This is a genomic window from Providencia sp. wls1916 (assembly GCF_009706585.1).
Lineage (GTDB): Bacteria > Pseudomonadota > Gammaproteobacteria > Enterobacterales > Enterobacteriaceae > Providencia > Providencia lanzhouensis.
On record NZ_WLUL01000009.1, the window covers coordinates 651920 to 676298 of the forward strand.

Here is a 24379-nt window from a genome sequence, read left to right on the forward strand (position 1 = left end):
ATGCATGAGTTACCACTGGTTTTCTTTACTGTCTTAGGGCAATCCGCGGCGGGTTTATTTCTGTTAGCTTATATTGCAAAAAAAATGGGCTCAATTGACGATAAACAGCTGAAAACAGCCAATATTGTCGGGTTTATCATTGTGATGATTGGCTTAGGTATTGGCGCACTGCACGTCGGTCAACCACTGCGTTTCTTCAATATGTTGTTGGGCGTGGGTCGCTCACCAATGAGTAATGAAGCGTTCTTAAGTGGCGTATTTGTGGGTTGTGCTGCCGCTACGCTGTTTTTCACCCACTTTGTTAAACAAGCGGCTCTGCGTGAACTGTCTAACATTGCGGCGGTGATTTCAGGATTAGCGTTCGTTTGGTCAATCCCGCAAGTGTATAACATTGCAACCATTGCTAACTGGGATACCCAATTCACTACGCTGCAAATGTGGACAACCCTGTTTGTGGGTGGTGGCGCACTTGCAATGGCAATCGGCGCTCGTGGTTTAGGATTAACGGCGTTTTTAGTCGGTACCTTTGCGATTTTTGCCAGCCGTGCCAGCTACCAAGCATTTTTAAGCGAAACTGCACCCGCATTAAGCGCAGAGCAGACTGGTTTTTGGGGCTTCCAAGTGATTGTATTAGCGATTGCCTTAGCGGCATTCGTTGGGTTCGCTATCAAGCAACGTTCACCAAAAATCCCTTTACTGGTCTGTGCAGCAGCCGTATTACTTGCTGAATTGTCTGGCCGTATTGCCTTTTATAACCTGTGGCAAATCACCATGTAAGGTGCTATAACCACAGATTATGGTTAGCAGTATAAAATAAATAATAATATAAGAGCCTGAATTCAGGCTCTTTCTTTTAAGTTAATTGAAGCTTTAAATTAATTGCAGCTTTATAGGTAATATCATGCAAACTCTCGATACCACTCTTTTTCGTATTTTAGGGGGAATGTTTTACTACTCTCCTGAAACCCCCACATTTCAAACGTTACAACCTGTACTGCGTGAAATCCCATCCCTGTATGATTGGCAAGAACCTGCTCAGCTGATTGCCGATTGTGAGGCATTAAGTGATTACCCAGCAGATACGCTTACCTATGATTTTTCAATTCTTTTTGAAGGTCAAGGTGCAATGCCAGCACCACCGTGGGGCTCGGTGTATCTGTCTCACGACAACACCGTTATGGGGGATTCCACCAGCGCCTATCGCCAGTTTTTGATGTCCCATGGATTGGTTACCGATACAGGATTACGAGAGCCGGAAGACCAATTTGGTTTGATGTTAATGGCCATTTCAGCACTGGCAGAGCAAGGTCAAGACGATGCCATTGTGGAATTACTTGAGCAGCATTTATTACCTTGGGCGGAACGTTACTTAACGTTGGTTCAGCAAACGTCAACTGAACATGGGTTTTACCCTACCCTTGCAAAAATCACTCAGACCTATTTGGCTAGTGTGCAAAAACAGCTCGGTTTACAGCCTGCAACGGCTGAGCTTTTCCGTTAATAAACCTTGAAAGAAAATGAGTTTGCTAGTGCGTAAGCAAACTCATTTTTATGTAGACGAATTAGAATGACGAGTTAGGTTGCTGTAGAAAAGCAATTTCTTCTCGAGTTGATGGCCGACCGAGAATCTCATTGCGATGCGGGTAGCGCCCAAACTTATCGATAATAGCCTTATGGCGCATTTCATAATCCAGCGTACTATCATCCCCCAACATTCGGAATAGCTCCACCGCTTGCAGGTGGATAAAGCTCGATTCTGAATGCATAAACGGCATTAACATAAATTTTCGCTGAGATAGCGTAAGTAGATGATAATCCGGCTGTTTAATGGCTTCTTGTGCCAGTGCTAGCGCCATCGCATCTTGCGCGAACGCTCTTGGTGTATCTCGCCATAAATTACGGGAAAACTGGTCAAGAATAATAATTTCCGCTAAACGGCCGCGAATAGAGGCTCGCCAATAAGCCAGCTCCCCTTTTGCCGCCTGTTCACTGAGCGCAGTAAAACGTTTTGCGATGGTTAAATCGAATTTCTCGCTTTTTTCAAACCACTGTTTTGGGGTCGATTCTTCAAACCAAAATGAAAGCACTTCTTCCATGGCATTCATAAGTTACCTATTTATATTATTATTGCGATTATTATTACGATATCGGGTTCATCGTAGATAAAAATAGTTCAAATTGACAGGATGGAGATCTAAAAACACAAATTTGCAGATAAAAATTTTGTTATTTGCGAGCTAGCCCTAAAATAATCGCGATAGCACTCTGTAACTCCCTACTGTTTTTTATTGCATCAAGATAAGTATTCTTTTTTTGATAATGATAAATGCTCGATCACACATTATTATTTGCTGTTTAATGTGAATTTAAATTTATCTATCGTATGAATACATACATTTATTTAATCCAATGTTAGAATTTGACTTATATTTTATAGACAAAGCATTTTATAGACAAAGAACACGCCCCCATATATTAAGCGTGTTAATTTGACATCTTGGGTGTACTTCATTAGCGGTGAGTGGGAAGGCAAGATAAATGGCAGGACATATGGTACTTATCGGTTGGGCTTTGTGGGTCAGTCCTTGTGGCACTGATTCATGCGATGCATTACCCGTGACCGAAACCATTTTTACCCAAGAACAGTGCATGAGCCGAAAATCCTATTTAGAGGCAAAACGCCCTAATTTGTTTTTCTTATGTGGTGAGGTTTATCGTGATAGCGATGAAATCGCCAAAGAGGAAAAAAGTATCGTGCCCGCACCTAATCCACCATTACCTGTACGCAACTTACCGGAACGCAAATCACGTTGAGTTACGATCAAATAGGTAAGGCGGTGGCTATTCGCCACCCCTTATTAACGATTAATCGCCATTAGCGATTAGATAATCTCCGCAATTTTATTATCTGCATTGATAAAATCCCCTTGTTTAGCCGTATATTTCAGTTCCCCTGAACGGTGGGCGATGACTTGAACTTCCATTTTCATTGCCTCCATCACGCCAATAATGTCCCCTTCTGTTACCTTATTTCCTTGAGGAACTAGCCAATTGAATAGCACGCCAGAAATGGGGGCGTTCACGCTGTTAGGGTTGTTTTCAACGCTTTGAGGTGCAGAAGTTGCTGTCGTTGGGTTCACCGCCATTCCAGCAAACAATTGCGCGGGCAACCCCAGTTCGCAACGTTTCCCATCAATTTCAATAAATGACCGTGTTAACGCTTGTTCGGCTTGTGGTAATTGGCGTTTCGCAGGGGGAATTTCAACACTAAATTCCGTTTCAATCCAACGGGTATGCACCTTAAAGTTTTCACAAAAATCCGCTTGCTCCATCACCGCACGATGAAAAGGCAATACGGACGCGATCCCTTCAATCTTAAATTCAGCTAATGCGCGACGAGCACGTACAATCGCTTGTTCACGGGTTTGACCGACCACAATCAATTTTGCCATTAGCGAGTCAAAGGTACCGGGAATAGTTTTGCCTGTTTCAACTCCACTATCAACACGGACGCCTGGGCCTGATGGTGCATCAAAACGTAAGATGGTTCCCGGAGTTGGTAAGAAGCCATTCCCTGCATCTTCCGCATTGATACGAAATTCAAAAGCGTGACCACGAGGTTTAGGCGTTTCTTGAATACTCAGCGGCAAACCTTCAGCAATACGTAGCTGCTCAACCACTAAGTCAATTCCTGCCGTTTCTTCTGTGACTGGGTGCTCAACCTGCAAACGAGTGTTCACTTCTAAGAAGGATAAAGTGCCTTCTTGGCTTAATAAGAACTCAACCGTTCCCGCGCCCACATAGCCGGCTTTACGGCAAATATCTGTGGAAGCGCGAATGATTTGTTGCTCCAGTTCAGGGGCTAAAAACGGGGCTGGAGACTCTTCCACTAACTTTTGGTTTCGGCGTTGCAACGAACAATCTCGCGTTCCCACGACAACAACGTTACCGTGGGTATCAGCGATGACTTGCGCTTCAATATGGCGAGGGTTATGCAAAAATTGCTCAATAAAACATTCCCCGCGACCGAATGCCGCTGTCGCCTCACGCACCGCAGAGTGGTATAACTCTTCCACTTCGTGCATCTGCCATGCCACCTTTAAACCGCGACCACCGCCGCCAAATGCAGCTTTAATTGCGATTGGTAGCCCATGTTGATGGGCAAACTGCACCACTTCCTGCGCGGTTTCAACGGGATCTTTGGTTCCCACGACAAGCGGCGCACCCACTTGTAAGGCGATATGTCGGGCTTGAACTTTATCCCCTAAAATATCAATACTCTCTGGGCTTGGACCAACCCAAATCAAGCCAGCTTGTTGTACTGCTCGCGCGAATTCAGCACGTTCAGAAAGAAAACCGTAGCCCGGATGCACCATGGTTGCACCGGATTTTTTTGCTACCTCAATCAGTTTCTCAATGTTTAAGTAGCTCTGTACTGGGGTGTTGCCACCTAACCCATAAGCTTCGTCCGCCATGTTGACATGCAATGCGTCAATATCGCTATCGGCATACACCGCCACAGACGCAAAACCATAATCGCGGCAAGCTCGAATAATACGTACGGCGATCTCACCACGGTTGGCAATCAATACCTTATGCTGTGCATTTTTATTATTGGTATTCATAAGCTTCATGACTCCCTTCAAGTTGATAAAATTCACGTAATGGATTAAAGCGGATTTTGCCATTCACGGGGATTTGCCCTGCAAGATCCAAATGATAGTCACACACCGCACCTATCACCGGATATCCTCCCGTCAATGGGTGGTCATTTAAAAATAAGACCGGCTGCCCATTAGCTGGGACTTGGATGGCGCCAATACAGGTTCCTTCGCTTGGTAATTCTTGTAACAGTTCACGACTTAGCGGCACTTCACCCGTAAGGCGTAACCCAATACGGTTTGAGGCGGCAGTCACTTGCCAAACTTGCTGACGCAGTAATTCGGCGGCTTGTTCAGTAAACCAATCTGTTCTGGGTCCCATTACTACATCCAATACCACCACATCATCTGCTGTCGGGTAGTCAAAGGCTGGGGATTCTGTGAGCGAAATGGCGCGATGATTCATTTTTTGATGAATCGATAAAGATTGTCCAACCATCAATGGTGCGGGTCCTACTTGGGCTAAGGTATCGAATGAGCAGCTTTCAAGAACTGGCGCCACAGAAAAGCCCCCGCGTACGGCAAAATAACTACGTACACCGTTGATTGGGCGTCCTAATTGAATGACATCCCCTTTCGCGAGGTGAATCGGTTGGTAGGTTGCTGAGGTAAATATTTGCCCGTCTTCTGTCGTGATGGTGACAGGGCACTGGGCACCTGTAATACCGACCAAAAGGTCTCGATTAGCACGGACTTTTAAGCCACCTTGTGTGACTTCCAGTACAGTGGATTGGGTACAATTACCGACCAAACGATTTGCACTGTATAGCGCCGATTTATCCATCGCTCCTGATTCGGAGATCCCTAATGCTGACTGCCCAATACGCCCTCTATCCTGAAATAAGGTTTGTAGCCCGGTCGCCAACACGGTGAGATCGTACGTTTGGTTTTCATCGATAGATTTAATGTCAGTTTGACTCGGTAAACTATAGCTCACGGAACTCTTGCTTTGGTCAACAAATTGTACCCGATAACCCGCTTGTAAAAGTGCCGGTTCTGGTCGATTAATATCCCACACGGCTAAATCAGTCTGACCTATCAGTTGCCAACCACCGGGGCTGGCTTGTGGATACACACTGCTAAATTCTCCCGCCAATGCCACTGAACCAGCGGGAATTCGCACACGAGGGGATTGGCGGCGCGGTACCTGTAATTGCGCTTGCTTCGATACCATATAACCAAATCCAGGCGCGAAACCGCTAAATGCCACCAGATATTCATTTTCCGTATGGCGACGGATCACCTCTTCGATAGTGACCCCTAAATACTCCGCCACTTCCGGTAAGTCTTCCCCGGTATAGTGCACGGGAATAGTGACTAATTTCCCCGTTTTAGCTTCGCCGCCTTCAATGTTGCGCAGAGAAATTTGCTGCACAATCGCATTAATATGCTCAATTGCTGGGTTATAACGCACTAATACCGTTCGTGCCGCTGGGGTTATCTCTTCAATGCCGTTAATTGGGCGATGCGTTAATGAGTCTGTCAGTGCCATCGTCTGTTCGAGACTTGGCAGTTCAACCATAAACGCGCTTAAATTGACAGGTAAGAAACGCATAAGCCCCCCCCTATACGTGGTAAGCGGCGTCAGGAACATCCGTGATAAACATATATCCCGGAGCATGACTTAACGCAAAAGGAACACCCGATTTCATCACCGCCGCTTGAGGCGTCACACCACAAGCCCAAAATACAGGAATTTCACCTTGTTCAATGCGGACTGCATCCCCAAAATCAGGGCGCATAATATCTTGGATCCCCAGTAATTCAGGTGCGCCAATATGTACGGGAGAGCCATGTACCGCGGGAAAACGCCCCGATATCATGACGGCATCGGCAACACGATCGGCAGGGATTGGGCGCATGGATACCACAAGCTCGCCCTCTAGACGCCCCGCAGGACGACACAGTCGGTTTGTTTTATACATCGGCACATTGGAACCATCAGTAATGTGGCGAACATCAATACCCGCCTCTATCATCGGTGTTTCAAAGGTAAAACTGCAACCAATCAAGAAAGTGACTAAATCAGGATGTTGCTGATAAATAGCCGTCGCATCCGTAATTTCATCCACCAGCTTGCCCTGTTCCCAAACGCGATAACGAGGAATATCAGTACGCAGATCGGCGCCTTCGGCTAACACAGTTTGCCAACTCCCTGATTCGCACACATCCAAGACAGGGCAACTTTTGGGATTACGTTGAGCATAAAGTAGGAAATCAAACGCCCAATCTCTCGGCAACGCAATCATATTGGCTTGAGTCATTCCCGGCGCCATACCTGCTGTGGGTTTATCATAGCCATGGCGAATCGCTTCTCTCGCTGATTTCGCCGCTTGAATAGCCTCTTTTGAGGCTTTCATTAATGCATTCATGCTTGGCCTCCCTTTCCTGCAAACGCACGGATACCGATTCCTTGCAGTTCAAAGAGTTCACGCACTTTTTTCGCCATCTCTAACGCACCGGGGCTATCTCCATGTACACAAATAGAGCCCGCTTCAATAGGAGTGAATTTCCCATCAATAGCGACTACGCCACCTTCATTCACTAACTGCAACATGCGCTTAGCCACTAACTCTGGATCATGCAGAACGGAACCTGCTAACTTGCGAGAAACCAGCGTACCATCGCTGTTGTAAGCTCTATCAGCAAAGGCTTCTGCGACCACCTTCAATCCGCTCTCTTTTACCCAACCAATCAATGGGGATCCCGCTAATGCCACCAGCGTTAACTGGTTATCAATCTTCAAGATCCCATCAATGACAGCCATTGCTTGGCGTTTGTCATGGGCGATGGTGTTATATAACGCGCCGTGTGGTTTAACATATTCCACGTGGGTGCCAGCCGCCGTTGCAAGCCCCTTTAATGCGCCAATTTGATAAATCACGTCTGCGGTTAATTCGTTAGACGCAATGTCCATATTTCGACGACCAAATCCGACTAAGTCTGGATATCCCACATGCGCTCCTACCGTCACACCCTGCTTTTGCGCGGCAATGAGCGTTTGGAGGATCCCATCGGGAGACCCCGCATGAAATCCACAGGCAATGTTGGCGCTACTGACAATGCTCAACATCGCCTCATCATTGCCCATTTTCCATTGACCAAAACTTTCACCAAGGTCGCTATTTAGGTCGATTTGCTTATTCATTATTGTTCCTCAATCCTTGATAACGACTTATTTTAAGTAGTTGAAAATTGCACTCACGGACATGGCACCCATGTACCACGTTAACGCACAGGTCACGACCCCCGACCACAGTAACCAACGTGGATAATGATACCCTTCCATTAAATCTGCACGTTTCCAGCCAATATAAACAAACAGCGTCAGACCAATCGGTAAAATCAAGCCGTTAAAGCCACCGGCAAAGACCAATAGAGCGGCTGGCGCGGTTCCCATAAACAGGTAAACAGCCAATGAAACAGCGATGAACAGGATAGTGGCAATATTACGTTGTCTTTCTGTAATGGAAGATTTGAACGCTTTTAAGAAGCTCATGGAGGTGTACGCTGCACCGATAACGCTAGTCAGTGCTGCCGCCCATAAAATTAAACCGAAAATACGTAAACCGAAATTACCCGCCGCGGCTTGGAAGGCTTGAGAGGCAGGGTTCGCCGCTTTACCTGAAATATCAATCGTCACGCCACTAGCAACCACACCTAAGATAGCTAAAAACAGGACATAGCGCATGACACCGACGACGATAATCCCTTTGGTCGCTGCGCTAGAAACCGCTTTGATGTTTTCGACACCAACTTCGCCTTTATCCAGTAAACGATGCGCCCCTGCGTAGCAGATATAACCACCGACCGTTCCGCCAACAATCGTGGTGATCATCGCAAAATCGACGGTATCAGGGAGTACGCTTTGACGTAACGCTTCACCAATTGGTGGGTTAGATGCAATCATCACAAAGAGGGTTAGACCAATCATGACCAAACCTAATGCAATGATTAATCTATCAATAAAACTACTAGCTTTGCGGGACGAGAATATATAAATCGCTAAGAGCGCACTGAGTAAACCGCCCCACTTAGGGTCAAGACCAACGAGTGCATTCAAACCTAAACCAGCCCCAGCAATGTTACCAATATTAAATATCAATCCACCAAAGATGACTAACACCGCCAGTAAATAGCCACTTCCGGGAATTGTCGCATTGGCGATATCGGATGAGTGCATTTTCGTGAGTGTCACCACTCGCCAAATATTTTGCTGTACCACGAAATCAATCACGATGGAGGCTAAAATACCAAAAGCAAACGCGGCACCTAAAGTAACGGTAAATGTCGCGGTTTGGGTGATAAATCCGGGACCAATCGCTGATGTTGCCATTAAAAAAATAGCGCCAATCAGCGAGGAACGACGTTTCTTCACATATTCTGCTGTCGAGATATTTTCATGAGCTGCCATATGCATACTCCTCTGTAGTTTTTGTTGTTATCTGTATTTTGATGTTGTGCAAGTTTTTTAATACTGAACTCATTTGTAGAGGCAATTTTCGTGCCATTGTTCTATCAGTGGTATGGATTGTTAATTTATTGAATGAAGATTGTTGAACAATTAATACGGAGCGATGAATAATTAAGCAATCAAAATCGTTTCTGGTAAGTTAAAAATCAAATCTTGATCACTTTTTTAACAATTAATGTTTATCTGTAACATTAAGAATGAGAGGCGTAATACGCCAAAGCACCAATTTAGTGCTCAAAAAGGAAAATGCCCTGAATTAGTGCATAAAAGGAGTCTTGCTGCCCTACAGCGAATATGTGAAGATAGCGCTCAAATACCTGTTTTAATGAACTGTTCACCCTACTTTTCTTCAACTAGGCTCACCTTTTTATGAAAAAACAGCCCGTCGCACAAACCTTGTCAGTCACTATCGCAGAAACTATCCGCCATAAAATTACGATTGGTGAGTTAACGCCGGGACAACGTTTATCAGAAGCCGCATTGAGTGAAGAGTTGGATATTTCCCGTAATACCTTAAGGGAAGTCTTTCGTGTATTAACCCAAGAAGGTCTACTCACCTACGCTCCCAATAAAGGGGTATATGTTTCCGTCCCAGATATGGCGGCGATTATTGATATTTACCAAGTGCGTCGATTAATTGAATGTGATTCATTGACCCATGCTTATGCTCTGCATCCTGCCGTTCAAAAAATGAAACTCGCTGTCGCTGAAGCTCGAAAGCATGAAAAAACGGAAGATTGGGTAGGTGTCGGTACCGCCAATATGAAGTTTCATACCGCGATTGTGGAATTGTCGGACAGTGAAAGGTTAATTAAGCTTTATCATAATATTGCCGCTGAACTACGTTTAGCTTTTGGTCATTTAAATGATGCCAAACTGCTCTATGCTCCCTACATTGATAAAAACCAAGCTATTTTAGAGTTACTTGATGCAGGTAAAAATCAAGAAGCGGCCGCAGCACTTTTACACTACCTCGATTTATCTGAACGCACATTACTTGCCGCCTACAAGCGCAGCCAATCACTGCTATAAAATCCTCATTTTTACAGATGGCTCGCTTTATCCCATGTCTTTTGTTACCCCTTTATTTTTTTAATTCAATATCTATGCAAATAATTTTGCATAGATATTGCAGAATTAAACACTCCACAGAAAATCCAACTCATAAAAATTGTATTTAACAATCTTTATAGATTAGATTAATCACTTTTTATTATCAATTTAGCAACACATATAGATACAAATAGAAATAAATATTAACAAATCATTCAATTTCAGAAACTTAATTTACAATTTGTTATAAGTAACCATTGTAAATAACTCTACTTTCTCGAATAAATGATTGTGGTTTTTCCGAATATTGGTTATAAAACTGAGCATAATAAAAATACAATGTTAAATATTATTAATATAAACGAGAATTATTTATGACACTAAACAACATCGTTCCAAAAAAACCGTTTAAATTTGGGTTAGGGTGGCAGATTCTAGTTGCGCTTTTTTTAGGTGTTATCGTTGGTGCTTTACTGCATGAAAGCGTGGAATACAAAGATTGGTTAATACTGAATGTTCTCTCTCCCGCCGGTAAGATTTTTATTCAGTTAATCAAAATGATTGTGGTACCTATCGTCATTTCGACCTTGATTGTGGGGATCGCTGGTGTCGGGAATACAAAACAATTAGGCACATTGGGTTTCAAAACGATTCTTTACTTTGAAATCATTACTACCATTGCCATCATTGTGGGTATTTCGTTTGCCAATATCTTCCAACCAGGTGTGGGCATTGATATGTCTCAGCTCACTCAAGTGGATATTTCTCAGTACCAAAAAACGACGCAGGAGGTTGCTAGCCATCCTTCAGGGATCGTGAATACTTTATTATCTTTGGTACCGAGCAATATTTTTGCTGCCATGGCGAGTGGCGATATGCTTCCTGTTATTTTCTTCGCGGTTTTATTTGGTTTAGGATTATCTTCTCTACCAGTAGCAAAGAAACAGCCACTATTAGATGTTCTGCAAACTTTTTCTGAAACCATGTTCCGCGTGACTAACATGATCATGATGTATGCACCAATCGGGGTGTTTGCATTAATTTCCGTCACCGTTGCAAACTTTGGGTTTACTTCACTGGTTCCTCTGCTGAAGTTAGTTATTTTGGTTCACTGTGCGATTATTTTCTTCGCTGTTGTGGTGCTCGGAATTGTTGCACGTTATTGCAAAATTAATATTTTTACTCTGATGAGAATATTAAAGGATGAGTTACTGCTTGCTTATTCAACCGCCAGCTCTGAAACTGTACTTCCTCGTATTATGGATAAAATGGAGAAGTATGGTGCACCAAAATCTGTCACCAGTTTCGTTATCCCAATTGGTTATTCATTTAACTTAGATGGTTCCACCTTATATCAAAGTATCGCTGCCATTTTTATTGCTCAGCTATATGGTATTGAGCTGTCATTAGGGCAAGAGCTTATTTTAGTCTTTACCTTAATGATCACGTCAAAAGGTATTGCAGGGGTTCCGGGAGTTTCATTCGTCGTCTTGCTGGCAACGTTAGGCTCTGTGGGGATTCCATTAGAAGGTTTGGCATTCATTGCCGGTGTTGACCGTATTCTCGATATGGCAAGGACTGCACTTAATGTGGTTGGTAACGCATTAGCTGCCTTGATTATCGCCAAATGGGAACACAATTATGATGAGAAAAAAGCCCGAGAGTATGAGGAAAGTTTTTAATTAAAGACTAAATATCCAGGCTCTTCTTATTTCTAATTTCTAACCCTAGCCATCTTTAAACGATTAAAGATGGCTTTGAATCAGCGTATTTATCGTTGATTGCCCTCACTCATCCCTATAAAAATTATTTTACCATTCAATCAGTTATGCTAATATCACCTAAAATCAGTTAATTATTAGAAATAATACCTAGCTTTATCAAAAAATGATTTATTAAATATTTTTTATTATACTATTATTTCATTCTACTGCTGATATTTGTACACTATTTTATCTACGATTGATATATACTCAATGATACATGCTAAGCGATAACCTCTTACTCAAAAACAGAAATTGATGAAAATATGCACAACTTAGTGAAAAATAATTTCTTATTAAAATTTATTGCGTTATTTTTGTTCTTTACCGCTATTCATTATGCAATGGGTTACCACTTCAAGATTTTCTACATCCTAGCCATCACAGGAATATTAATTGTCGTTAATGACTATCCTAAAGTGTATAAAACCATTATTGCCATTTATACCCTAGTGGGTATCTTCTATCTACCTGTAGGGTTACTTTACGGCTATCCTGATTATAATATCTTTTCATCTTTTTATTATACGGATAGCGAGGAAGCTAAAGGCTTTCTTAAAAACATCAATTACAAGTATTATTTATTATCAATTCTTCTCTTGTGTTTCAGTTATTTCATATTCAAATTGAAGTTTGAGGTTAATAAAAAAAGTAAATTTGCTTTCTCTGCTATTTTTTTGATAATCACCGCGATATCTCCTATTAAAGCTATTTCTGAAGGAAGCTGGCGGTTACTTTTAACATCTGGATTACCTGAGTATCGTTTCTTTACTGAAAGCCTCTTTTACCTAGATTATTTACAGCAAGAAAAAAAATCTATTGAAGGTAATGATACCTTTGAAACAGTCACCTCCAATCCTAAATATCATGTTTATGTCATTGTTATTGGCGAAAGTGTTCGCCGTGACTTCATGCACAGTTATGGTTTTCCAATAGAAAACACCCCTTTTACCGATACAGTAAAAGGCTATATATTCGATAATTATATTTCTGCATCAGGTTCAACCAACCTTTCGTTGTCAAATACCTTATCTTTATATCCAAAAATGCAAAATAATATTATTTCTCTCGCAAACAAAGCGGGTTTCAAAACTTTTTGGATTTCGAGACAAGGCACTTACGGTAAGCATGATGGTCCTGTAGCATCAATCGCCAAGCGTGCAACACATGCTTATTTTGTCGGTGGAAGTGCGTTACTCGATAATAATGTTATGTCTCAAGATGCCTCTGTAATCCCTAATTTTGTAGAATCCTTAGAGCAGCCTGCTCAACATAAGCTTATTGTGGTGCATTTAATTGGTAGCCATTCACCATTCTGCGATAGAATTGATAACACTTATGAGCAATTTCATATAAGCGACAAACTTTCTTGCTATATTCAATCTATTAAGAATACGGATATCTTGTTATCTCAAATTCAGCAACTACTTATAAAACAAAATACATCATGGTCTATGCTTTACTTTTCTGACCATGGTCTGTCTTTTATCGACAACCAAACTGATCTGATCCATGGTGATAAAACACGGCAAAATTATGAAGTACCGTTTTTTATCACATCGTCTGATTCCACTCAACGCGAGGTTATTTCTACTCGTCGAAGTGCAATGAGTTTTATGACATTATTCTCTCAGTGGACTGGAATATCGGAGAAGAGTATTTCTCAATCATGTACAATGATTTCGAATCAAGAATGTGAAAATCAAAATACCGTCATTAATTTTGATAAAGATTCAATGAACTTTGAACGTCTTAATAACGATAAAAAGAAATAAAATACCAATCAAAGGCGATAAATTAACTCAGTTTATCGCCTTTTTAATAGTTACTTTTACGTAATTTGAAATTTAATTTATTACTTATGTGATATTTACTCGCAAGATTTCATTTCATTGCTACGCTAAATATACACTTTAATTTAGGTCATTCTTTATTTGGGTTTGCAGCAATGAATCAAGTCAGACGCTTTCTTTTATTCTTAAAAGTTTTACAGCACCTAATGATTATCTTTGTATTTACCCTGTCATATTTTATGTTTCAGAATTGGCTATAATTCGATAAAGTTGAACGTAAACCCAAAGCCCCCTTCTATAGTAAAACAATACACCGACTATTTAGGGGGAGCTTCTGAGACATTATTTGGATGAGTTTTACATACGATACTTAAATGTTTTCTTCCGTATTAAAACGCCGCATCCATCAAGATAAATTTAGGCTCTGCTCTTTGATAGTGGTTAATCATCGGTACTAATCGTTGGAAGTGTTCAGACGCACAATGTGAATCTAATGCAGCACGATTCGGCCACTCTTCAATAAAAACAAAATGTCCAGGATCCTTTTCATCAATATAAAGGTCATAAGCGATACATAGCGGTTCTTTCTTTGTGGCTTCAACAAGTGCCTTATAGAGCGGCAATACAATTTCTACCGCTTCCGGCTTGATAAAATCTTCAGCAATGACTTTTAGCATGGTAATCCTCTTTGTTTAGCTTGTTAAAACTCAAATCAATCCCTTTCAACTAAGCGAGCTTCAAAAGCTCTTATTGATTCAGCTTATCATCCACATTTTTAATTATCTGCGCTAATTTTGCTTTATCTTTATCAGAGAGATAGTCATGGTATTTTTCAACAAAGCGCTGGATTCGCTCTGCCCCAGCAATAATTATCTGAGCAGCCTTGTTGATGTCATCTTGATGGGTATTCATGTTGAACCTCATTAATCTGTGCCATGACAAAGAAGGTACCATGCGTTTAATAAATGATCACCAAACTAACCTTTAGTGACATATGAGGATTACTGAAAACAGATATTGTCGACGGACGGAGCATACGGAAAATACAACGTAAAACAGAGGGTATAGATGACTGACAAAGAAAAAACCCGCTATATCTTTCGATATAGCGGGTTCTTATTTGGTGCCGGCTACCGGAGTCGAACTGGTGACCTACTGATTACAAGTCAGTTGCTCTACCAACTGAGCTAAGCCGGCTAATTTGGCGGAGAGATAGAGATTCGAACTCTAGGATGGTTTCCCATCGGCGGTTTTCAAGACCGCTGCCTTCAGCCGCTCGGCCATCTCTCCATGGGGCGCGATTATGGAGGAATCCCGGGGGCTTGTCTACCCCTGATAGTAAAATAATTGCATTTTTTTGTTCGTTTGACTAATCTTCACTCAATTGTTCTCTATTGCCCTAAAAAAATGCTAATATCTGTGCAAAATCGGTGTCTATAACGTACCTAGGCGTATGATTTTTAATCTGATTAATCTAATTTGCCAGTGTGACGGCGTGGGACTGTATGTACAAACAATCATTATTAAAACCGAATGTTCTTTCTCGCATTTTTATTGCCTTTATTGTGCTGCTCGTCACAATGCTGTCGTTGTCCCTCTATAATTATTATCACGCATGGATGTTAGCGCACCAAACGGCCATCAACACTCTCGCTAATCGACTCGCTTATCAAATTGAAGATTATCGCTATCAAGCGGGTCACATCTATAAGCTTGCCAATGATAAAACTACACCTGACTCTGTTAACGACATTTCCGTGACTGAAATGCGCCACGATGTTTATTGGCTAAGTAGCAATAACCAGACCATTGATTCCATTGTGTTTGGTCTCAATAAACCAAGCAGTAAAGTCTTAGCGACAAAGCTCGCAAACTATATGGAGATTGTATGGGGGGCACGGAATGAATTTAACTCCATGTACTACCTTAATGGTCAAGACAACTCCTTAGTTCTGGTAACTACCCATTCCATTCTAAAACCAGAGTTACGCTATAAAGAAAGCTATTTAACACTAACGGCGGAAGATAAGCGCTCTGATATGATCACCCAATCGACATTATTAGATCGCCGTGAAGTTATCTCCAATATGCAGAAAAATGCGCAGGATAATGTTTACTTCTATACCTATCGTTTAGTCTTTAACTCGCCAGGGCGCCTTAGTAGTGTGATCTCCTTTGATATTTCTATCAATTCAATCCTCCCCTTTACATTACAGGGTGATGATATTTCGATTTCACAGCGACCAAACAATCAAGAAAATAGCCAAGCGGCCAGCGAACTCGTCGGCACCAGCCTTATGCTATCTCAACCCATTGAAGGCACTAATTACCAGATTAGCTATACCCTTTCTCTGAAAAGTATTATTTTCGGGGTGCTAAGTTACAATTTTTGGTTAATTACCTGCATGATTGCGGTCAGTATTTTGGCGCTGATCACCACCATGTTTATCCGCAAGCGAATTATTTCACCCAATGCTTCAATGCTGGATGAGCTCCAGTTTAAAGATGCCCTCAATAATGACATTCTTAACCATATTTCTTATGGCATCCTAGTCTTTGATTTTAATAGCAATAAAAAATTATTAAGTAACAGTATCGCGAATCACTTATTACCATCTATGGATCTGATACATATCAAAGAAATGGCAACCGATCATAATGATGTCATTCAAGTTTCCATAGAAAACAATATCTATGAAATCATTTTGGTGAAAAGCTTAATTAAAGAAAACACCATTTTGTTTATCATCATAGATAAAGATAAAGAAGTTCTGACGCAAAAACGCCAAGAAATGGCTACGCGTGAGCACCAACGAAATATTCAACTTAGAAAAGTGGTTTTCGAAAATATTTGCCAGGAAATTCTACCCGCTGTTAACCAAATTGATGCCAAATTTAACCAATTAAGCTCTTCACTCGGCGAGCCTAAAAATCCATTATTATCTGAAATTCAAAACCAACTGTTTTATATCAATAATTGGTTTAGAAATATCGAACTTATTAGTCAATTAGAAACTCAACAGATTGAGTTTAAAACAGAAAAATTTGCTATTGGTCAGATGATTAACCAATATCTTAAACAAAATTTAGCACATTTAAATCGAAAAGGACTTTCGTTCTATTTTTATAACAACATTAATCCTGACTCATTAATTGAAAATAACCCGGATTATTTCCAGATTTTATTCCAATCAATTTGGGAATACTCAATAGAAACTACAGCCTTTGGTAAAATTACCGTTTCAATTGACTATATTGAAGAAAAAAGTGAAGTTTCTATTGATATAAAAGACAGCGGAATTGGGTTAACTCATATTGAATTGAATAACTTGCAAAGCCCATTCACAGGGAAAGCACAAAGTTCAAATCAATTTAAGCGTTCTGGCATGACTTTTTACCTCTGCAAATTATTAACGAAAAAAATGCAGGGAACATTTAGTATCAAGTCAAGTGATGCCATCGGTAGCCATTATCAAATTAAGCTCCCCGCGCAACCCCAGATGCAAAGCCATGAATACCCTGCTCTGCTTGAAGATATGTATATTCGCTTGAATATTCAGAATATTGATACTCGTCGCATTGTTAAACAGACCTTATCGCATTATGGTGCAGAGTTTCTTGATATCGATGAGAGCTCACCACATAGCCACTGGGATCTCTTGATCGCCGACAATGATGACGTTTCCTTTAATAACATAATTAAAATTAAGGGAAATCTATCTTCAATAAATTGTATTAACCCAAATTATATTGAAGTTAACTACAATTTCGCGGATGAACTTATCGATGCTATCTCATTATTGATAGAACAAGCGAATGAGACAGAAGATAATAATGAATCCAACCTATCTTCATCACTCGTTCTACGAGAAAATAACTCTCAGTCGAATAATTCTGTCGATAATATTATTTCAGGCTATCATTTAATTCTGTCGAAGAGCGATTATAAAGATTTGTTTATCTCAACAGTACCGATAGATATTAATAAACTGTATAATAGTGAAAGTGTTGCGAATTTAACCGAATTAAAAGACACTGCACATCGTTTAAAAGGAGTTTTTGCTATGCTTGAATTCCATTATCTTCATAAACTTTGTGAAGATTTGGAACATTACATAGCAGATGAAAACGGATTTGAAATAAAAAATTGCATTAGAGAACTGGATGTCTCAGTGAAAAGACTAATGCCAGAAGGTAACCAATAATATGAATAACCTAAATGTCATTGTTGCCGATGATCATCCTATTGTTCTTTTCGGTATCAGAAAGTCGCTTGAACAGATTGAATGGGTAAACATCGTCGGTGAATTTGAAGATTCTACTTCTTTAATTAATAACTTAGCGCGCCTGAATGCAGACGTTCTGGTTACTGATTTGTCTATGCCTGGCGATAAATACGGCGATGGTATTACATTAATTAAATACATTAAGCGTCACTACCCTGACTTATCGATTATTGTCCTCACCATGAACAATAATCCGGCGATCTTAAGCGCTATTCTTGAGCTTGATATTGAAGGTATCGTACTAAAACAAGGTGCGCCTGCTGACTTACCAAAAGCGCTAGCTGCCTTACAAAAAGGGAAGAAATTTACCCCTGAAAGCGTCAGTAAATTGCTTGAGAAAGTGAATGCGAGTGGATATGGCGATAAGCGTTTATCACCAAAAGAAAGTGAAGTGCTACGCTTATTTGCAGAAGGATTCTTAGTCACTGAGATTGCTAAAAAACTAAATCGCAGCATCAAAACCATTAGTAGCCAGAAAAAATCGGCGATGTTAAAGCTGGGTGTTGAAAATGATATCGCACTGCTGAATTACCTTTCATCAGTCAGTATCGACAATTCCCCTTCTGAATAATCGTTTTTTGGCGCTAAAATAGAAGCCCGTTCAGGGCTTTTATTTTTTTCTATTCAATATGTTAACTGTTTAATAAATAATTTATTCATTAGGTTTAACATATTTCACCAACGACTCCCGTAGCACACTGATCGATGTAGGCTTCGAGAGACAATCATTCATACCCGCATCAAGACAACGCTGCTTCTCTTCTGCCATGGCATTTGCCGTTAACGCTACAATAGGCTGCCTAAAACCTTGTTCTCGCAACGTGCGCGCCAATTGATAACCGTCCATATTGGGCATATTCACATCAGAAAGAACAATGTCCGCATGATTATGCTCAAGGAATTTCAACGCATCTAATCCATCGACTGCCGTACTTGTCATAAAGCCAATGCTTGTCAGCTGCTCTGTCAATAGCATTCGGTTAATAGGATGGTCATCAACAATTAAGACTTTAAACGTATTCAAATCTGCATCGGCATCTTCAAGGTCATGGTTCTCTAAACTCTCTTTAGTACCTTGAACCAACTTAACAATGATTTTATCAATCAACATTGGCAGCTTATCGAGCTGATAAGTGTTATAGAGCCAATTACTTGGTTGAGTTTCAAATAATTCACCTGAATATAAACTACTGAGTTTCAGCAAGTTTCTATTCTGTAAGGCAACACTTTCTTGGGTATCCGTAATCAACAAGTCATACGTCTCATTGATATCAATGGATGAGCCCGTTACCACATTAAAATGATGGTGTTCGAGCAATCTTACAAGAAAATCAATTAAGAATGCATTTTGACCCGTCACGGCGACACGGTAATTTTTTCGGTACTCAGGAATAACGGGTTCTAAATATTGCTGGTCATAGAGTGGAATGCGGATCGTAAACGTACTCCCCAGCCCCGCTTGAGAATCCACACCAATATCACCATCCATCAAGTTGATGAGTTTCTCACAAATAGCGAGCCCTAACCCTGTCCCTTTGTGTCCATTATTTTGATCGTATACTTGGAAGAATGGGTCAAATAATTGCATAACCACTGCTGGGGTCATTCCAATCCCCGAATCCTTGATTTCAATTTTTAAATAATTTTCATCTTTCCAAACATGCAGCATCACAAAACCAGAGTCTGTGAACTTTATGCTGTTATTCACAATATTGGAGATAACTTGTTGTAGGCGCACTGGGTCGCTAAGCATCATGTCTGGAATGTTCGGCTCAATATAAGAGTAAAGTGACACTTGTTTTTTAGTTGCTAAAGGCACGTAGTTAGCGAGGACATAAGCAAATACATTGCGGCAATTGAATAATTTATTTTCTATTTTTAATTGTTTGGATTCAATTTTGGAGAAATCCAAAATATCACTGATAATCTGCAACAATAGCGATGACGAATTATCCATTGTAGAAACTAATCGAAGCGCTTTATCTGATAAATCATACCGTTGCAATAACTCAATATTACCGATGATCCCATACAACGGTGTTCTTAATTCATGGCTCACCGTGGCTAAGAACATCGATTTCGCTTGGTTCGCCTGATCCGCTGCATCTGCGACATCCTGCAATGATTTTTCCATCTGCACACGAATACTAATGTCGATCAATACGCAGATAGCCACATCTTCATTTTGATAACGTGAATTCACAAAACTAATTTGCAGATGGGTGCCATTCGTTGCAACAACATCAATATAGTTGCTAGATTTTTGACGAATAATCGTCAAAATTCGCTGTTTATCATCTTCACTCAGTAAACGGAAATAGTTATGTGCGAGCTCATTACTCAGAATATTGCCGCCATCACTTAGCCTTAGGATAATGATCCCAACAGGAGCTGATGCCACAATTTTATGGTTAAATTGTTCATGCTCTTCAAGACGAATCGCTGTATTGGCTGCAGGCTCTAACATTCGTCTTTCTAATAACCAAATTAAAAAGAAAATTAACGTACCAGACAAAATATTAATTAATATTGCGTAAATTATTGATGTTTTTAGGTTGCTGATTAAATACGATGTCTCAATTGAATAAATAACCGTTAGTTGCGAAGGTGCTAAACGCTTCTTAAAAAACAGCTGAGTATAATCAGAGTTAAAACCGAAATAATTTATCTCTCCAGATGTCAGCAATGGTGAATTTTTAATATTCGAATCTGATGAAGTGTAGAGAACAGGTTGATTTGATGAGTTAATTAATGTGATTTCAACGGCTGGATTATTACGTAAATTAAACTGATTTAAGTTTATCGCTCGCTCAATCCCAATAAAACCAACAATTAAGCTTTTCTCATAGATAGGGATCATCAAATAGAGTTGACCATTTGATGGTTGAGAACTGTGGGTGATGGTATATAAATTGCGCTCTTGACCCTGCTGTCTTAACTGTTTGTAGATCCGCGCATTGTCATAGACCACTTTTTTTAGCGTATCAATATCAGAAACTGCAGCACGAATTGAATAATCCATCATGCAGTAACTGCCTGTTCCAAAGACAAATACGTGATTTAAGCCTTGGGGGACCGCAATGCTGTCTTTCCAGAAAATATTGAGTTGTTCAAAAGCAGAAAGATAATTCTGAGTTCGCTGCTTAAATACATCACAATCTGCCGATGGCATGAGTGGATATAGCGAGTATGACGTGGATGCGGGTAAAGTGATATCTTCTTGTTGAATACCCACTTTTTGTTGATGTTCTTCGTCTTTGAGTCGTTGCTGCTCCGTCATGGAATGAATAAGGCGAAGTGTAGCATTTGACTGCTGAATATAAACTTGCAGGTTTTCATAACCAGAATGGAATTGCTGGCGCAGATCAGATTTATGTTCATTGAACTGCATATAAAGGAAAAACAGAGTGATGAAAAGCCCCATTCCCCATAGCATAACGCCTAGGACACGAAAAAGATCTCTAGATAATCTGAGGGATGTTTTAAACGAGGGTAAATATCTCAATCCGTTACCTACAAGTACATTATCACTAATACTGAGTATACTCGATTAACTCGATGAAAAGCGACAACCAATAACTTCCATGTATATTGCTAGTGTAAAGATACAAAAACGGGCGGATAATCCGCCCGTTTCATTGATGAATGATACTTACTCTTCGGTATCTGCATCAGTTTGTGCTTCACCGTCAACATCAATACCCTCTTCATCGGTATTGTCATCGTCTTCAGTTTCAGCAACACGTTGTAAACCAACTACTTTTTCATCTTCAGCAGTACGGATCAACGTCACACCTTGAGTATTACGCCCAACGACGCTAACTTCAGAAACGCGGGTACGAACCAGAGTCCCAGCATCCGTAATCATCATAATTTGGTCGGTATCCTCAACTTGGATAGCGCCAACAACTTGACCATTACGCTCGCTCACTTTAATAGAGATAACCCCTTGAGTTGCACGAGATTTTGTTGGGTATTCTGCTTCTTCAGTACGCTTACCGAAGCCGTTTTCAGTCACGGTCAGAATATGGCCTTCACCACGAGGAATAATTAAAGAAACAACTTTATCGTCGTCCATTAATTTAATACCGCGAACACCTGTCGCTGTACGTCCCATCGCACGAACCGCATCTTCTGCAAAGCGCACCACTTTACCTTGCGCAGAGAACAGCATGACTTCATTGCTACCGTTGGTTAAATCAACACCAATCAGCTCATCGCCTTCATTCAAGTTCACGGCAATAATACCGGCACTTCTTGGGCGACTGAAATCTTGCAGAGGGGTTTTCTTCACGGTACCGCTCGCGGTCGCCATAAAGACATAATAGCCCTCTTCGTATTCACGCACTGGTAAAATCGCGGTGATACGTTCATCTTGCTCAAGTGGCAGTAAGTTCACAATTGGACGTCCACGAGCACCACGGCTAGCTTCAGGCAATTGATAGACTTTCATCCAATATAAGCGACCACGACTGGAGAAACACAAGATAGTATCGTGGGTATTCGCCACCAGCAGACGCTCAATAAAGTCTTCTTCTTTAATACGCGCTGCGGATTTACCTTTACCACCACGGCGTTGTGCTTCGTAGTCAGACAATGGCTGATACTTCACATAACCTTGGTGAGATAGCGTTACCACCACATCTTCTTGGTTGATCAAATCTTCAATATTGATATCTGCGGTATTTTCAGTGATCTCAGTACGACGCGGGTCGTTATAAGCATCACGAATTGCTTCTAACTCTTCACGAATAACTTCCATTAAACGCTCAGGGCTACGCAGAATAAACAGTAATTCTTCGATTTGTTTCAGAAGTTCACGGTACTCTTCCAGCAGTTTTTCATGCTCAAGACCGGTTAATTTCTGTAAACGCAGATCCAAAATTGCTTGTGCTTGCTGTTCAGTCAGGAAATATTGACCTTCATGAACACCATATTGTGGCTCTAACCACTCAGGACGTGCAGCATCATCACCCGCACGTTCCAGCATCGCAGCAACATTACCCAGAGCCCAAGAACGGGCAATCAGCCCAGCTTTTGCTTCAGCTGGTGTTGGTGCTTTACGGATCAATTCGATAATTGGGTCGATATTCGCCAGTGCCACCGCCAACGCTTCAAGGATGTGCGCACGGTCACGGGCTTTACGCAGTTCGAAAATAGTACGGCGTGTAACAACTTCACGACGATGGCGAACAAACGCGGCAATAATATCTTTCAGGTTCAAGATTTTTGGTTGACCCTGATGCAGTGCCACCATGTTGATACCGAAAGAAACTTGCAATTGCGTCAGTGAATACAGGTTATTTAGTACTACTTCGCCGACTGCATCGCGCTTAATTTCAATGACAATACGCATACCGTCTTTATCAGACTCATCACGCAGTGCACTGATACCTTCAACGCGTTTTTCTTTAACCAATTCCGCAATTTTTTCAATCAAGCGCGCTTTGTTCACTTGATACGGAATTTCGTTGACGATAATGGTTTCACGACCATTTTTCTCATCAACTTCGACCTCGGCACGTGCACGAATGTACACTTTACCGCGACCGGTACGATACGCATCGATAATACCACGACGACCATTGATAATAGCGGCAGTCGGGAAGTCAGGGCCTGGGATGTGTTCCATCAAGCCTTCGATACTAATATCTTCGTCTTCTATATAAGCTAAGCAACCATTAATCACTTCCCCTAAGTTGTGCGGAGGAATGTTAGTGGCCATCCCGACAGCAATCCCTGAAGAACCATTGACCAAAAGGTTAGGTATCTTCGTTGGCATCACTTCTGGGATTTGCTCTGTACCATCATAGTTAGGAACAAAGTCTACGGTTTCTTTTTCTAAATCAGCCAGCATTTCATGGGCAATTTTCGCCATACGGATTTCCGTATAACGCATTGCAGCGGCGGAGTCTCCGTCAACTGAACCAAAGTTCCCCTGACCATCTACCAGCATGTAGCGCATAGAGAAAGGCTGCGCGAGACGAACGATGGTCTCATAAACGGCGCTGTCTCCATGTGGATGGTATTTACCGATGACGTCCCCAACGATACGGGCAGACTTTTTATAGGGTTTATTCCAATCATTTCCCAGTACATTCATCGCAAATAACACTCGGCGGTGTACTGGCTTCAGCCCATCTCGAACATCTGGAAGTGCACGGCCGACGATAACGGACATTGCATAATCCAAATAGGAACTTTTCAGTTCTTCTTCGATATTGACTGGGGTGATTTCTCTGGCAATCTCGCTCATGGAACCACTGTCCCTCATAACTTCAGATTCAAAGAGTAAACTATACCACAACTCCCTTATTTAATTAAGAGATAAGAGAAGTGAGTATTTGTC

The 24379-nt window shown here is 41.2% G+C and carries 18 protein-coding genes and 2 tRNA genes; 8 read left to right on the forward strand and 12 right to left on the reverse strand.

What is annotated here, in order from left to right; translation table 11 throughout:
• Positions 1 to 777: a dimethyl sulfoxide reductase anchor subunit family protein gene (locus GKR61_RS06275; RefSeq protein WP_154639646.1), complete on the forward strand. Its 777-nt coding sequence runs from the start codon at positions 1 to 3 to the stop codon at positions 775 to 777.
• Between the two features lie 124 nt (positions 778 to 901).
• Positions 902 to 1501, forward strand: coding sequence for a TorD/DmsD family molecular chaperone (locus GKR61_RS06280; RefSeq protein ID WP_108477914.1), 600 nt, complete (start codon positions 902 to 904; stop codon positions 1499 to 1501).
• Between the two features lie 61 nt (positions 1502 to 1562).
• Here GKR61_RS06280 and GKR61_RS06285 read toward each other — a convergent pair whose 3' ends face one another.
• Complete coding sequence (locus GKR61_RS06285) at positions 1563 to 2105, reverse strand: DUF924 family protein (RefSeq protein ID WP_036952909.1); 543 nt, start codon at positions 2103 to 2105, stop codon at positions 1563 to 1565.
• A gap of 433 nt (positions 2106 to 2538) precedes the next feature.
• On the opposite strand from GKR61_RS06285, the gene GKR61_RS06290 reads away from it, so the two are divergent.
• Positions 2539 to 2814, forward strand: a complete 276-nt coding sequence (locus GKR61_RS06290) for a hypothetical protein (protein WP_154599430.1) — start codon at positions 2539 to 2541, stop codon at positions 2812 to 2814.
• 68 nt (positions 2815 to 2882) lie between these two features.
• Here the strand turns inward: GKR61_RS06290 and GKR61_RS06295 are convergent, their stop codons facing one another.
• The 5 genes from GKR61_RS06295 to GKR61_RS06315 are packed head-to-tail and all read right to left on the reverse strand — an operon-like array spanning position 2883 to position 9075.
• A complete protein-coding gene (locus tag GKR61_RS06295; protein WP_154609582.1) occupies positions 2883 to 4625 on the reverse strand; it encodes an acetyl/propionyl/methylcrotonyl-CoA carboxylase subunit alpha in 1743 nt (580 codons plus the stop codon).
• Positions 4612 to 6216 (reverse strand): urea amidolyase family protein, encoded by a 1605-nt coding sequence (locus GKR61_RS06300; protein ID WP_154599429.1) that lies wholly within the window; start codon positions 6214 to 6216, stop codon positions 4612 to 4614. Before GKR61_RS06300 ends, GKR61_RS06295 begins: the two co-directional genes overlap by 14 nt.
• Positions 6217 to 6226: 10 nt before the next feature.
• Positions 6227 to 7033, reverse strand: coding sequence for a putative hydro-lyase (locus tag GKR61_RS06305; RefSeq protein WP_036952901.1), 807 nt, complete (start codon positions 7031 to 7033; stop codon positions 6227 to 6229).
• Positions 7030 to 7809: a LamB/YcsF family protein gene (locus GKR61_RS06310; RefSeq protein ID WP_154639647.1), complete on the reverse strand. Its 780-nt coding sequence runs from the start codon at positions 7807 to 7809 to the stop codon at positions 7030 to 7032. Before GKR61_RS06310 ends, GKR61_RS06305 begins: the two co-directional genes overlap by 4 nt.
• 27 nt (positions 7810 to 7836) lie before the next feature.
• Positions 7837 to 9075: an NRAMP family divalent metal transporter gene (locus GKR61_RS06315; protein WP_036952895.1), complete on the reverse strand. Its 1239-nt coding sequence runs from the start codon at positions 9073 to 9075 to the stop codon at positions 7837 to 7839.
• A gap of 429 nt (positions 9076 to 9504) precedes the next feature.
• Here GKR61_RS06315 and GKR61_RS06320 point away from each other — a divergent pair, with 429 nt between their 5' ends.
• The 3 genes from GKR61_RS06320 to GKR61_RS17805 all read left to right on the forward strand — a co-directional run bounded on the left by GKR61_RS06320 (position 9505) and on the right by GKR61_RS17805 (position 13726).
• The gene (locus GKR61_RS06320) at positions 9505 to 10167 is read left to right on the forward strand and encodes a GntR family transcriptional regulator (protein WP_108477913.1); all 663 of its coding nucleotides are present in this window, start codon (positions 9505 to 9507) and stop codon (positions 10165 to 10167) included.
• Between the two features lie 395 nt (positions 10168 to 10562).
• A complete protein-coding gene (gltP, locus tag GKR61_RS06325; RefSeq protein ID WP_036952889.1) occupies positions 10563 to 11870 on the forward strand; it encodes a glutamate/aspartate:proton symporter GltP in 1308 nt (435 codons plus the stop codon).
• Between the two features lie 359 nt (positions 11871 to 12229).
• On the forward strand, positions 12230 to 13726 hold the full coding sequence (locus GKR61_RS17805) for a sulfatase-like hydrolase/transferase (RefSeq protein ID WP_195848378.1): 1497 nt from the start codon (positions 12230 to 12232) through the stop codon (positions 13724 to 13726).
• A gap of 407 nt (positions 13727 to 14133) precedes the next feature.
• Here GKR61_RS17805 and GKR61_RS06335 read toward each other — a convergent pair whose 3' ends face one another.
• The 4 genes from GKR61_RS06335 to GKR61_RS06345 form a co-directional block, all read right to left on the reverse strand.
• Entirely contained in the window at positions 14134 to 14421 is a 288-nt protein-coding gene (locus GKR61_RS06335) for a putative quinol monooxygenase (protein WP_154599427.1), read from the reverse strand.
• Between the two features lie 70 nt (positions 14422 to 14491).
• Entirely contained in the window at positions 14492 to 14656 is a 165-nt protein-coding gene (locus tag GKR61_RS17580) for a hypothetical protein (RefSeq protein WP_165906929.1), read from the reverse strand.
• Positions 14657 to 14865: 209 nt separating this feature from the next.
• A tRNA-Thr gene (locus tag GKR61_RS06340) sits at positions 14866 to 14941 on the reverse strand.
• 5 nt (positions 14942 to 14946) lie between these two features.
• Positions 14947 to 15034: transfer RNA gene (locus GKR61_RS06345), tRNA-Ser, on the reverse strand.
• Positions 15035 to 15249: 215 nt separating this feature from the next.
• On the opposite strand from GKR61_RS06345, the gene rcsD reads away from it, so the two are divergent.
• Together rcsD and rcsB are read left to right on the forward strand one after the other, a co-directional pair.
• Positions 15250 to 17949, forward strand: coding sequence for a phosphotransferase RcsD (rcsD, locus tag GKR61_RS06350; protein ID WP_154599426.1), 2700 nt, complete (start codon positions 15250 to 15252; stop codon positions 17947 to 17949).
• Position 17950: 1 nt separating this feature from the next.
• Positions 17951 to 18601, forward strand: coding sequence for a response regulator transcription factor RcsB (gene rcsB / locus GKR61_RS06355; RefSeq protein WP_004259923.1), 651 nt, complete (start codon positions 17951 to 17953; stop codon positions 18599 to 18601).
• Between the two features lie 81 nt (positions 18602 to 18682).
• Here rcsB and rcsC read toward each other — a convergent pair whose 3' ends face one another.
• Together rcsC and gyrA are read right to left on the reverse strand one after the other, a co-directional pair.
• Positions 18683 to 21535, reverse strand: a complete 2853-nt coding sequence (gene rcsC / locus GKR61_RS06360) for a two-component system sensor histidine kinase RcsC (protein WP_071992156.1) — start codon at positions 21533 to 21535, stop codon at positions 18683 to 18685.
• Positions 21536 to 21682: 147 nt separating this feature from the next.
• Positions 21683 to 24286 carry a DNA topoisomerase (ATP-hydrolyzing) subunit A gene (gyrA, locus tag GKR61_RS06365; protein WP_154599425.1) on the reverse strand — a complete coding sequence of 868 codons (2604 nt, stop codon included), beginning with the start codon at positions 24284 to 24286 and terminating at the stop codon, positions 21683 to 21685.
• Positions 24287 to 24379: the final 93 nt, after the last annotated feature.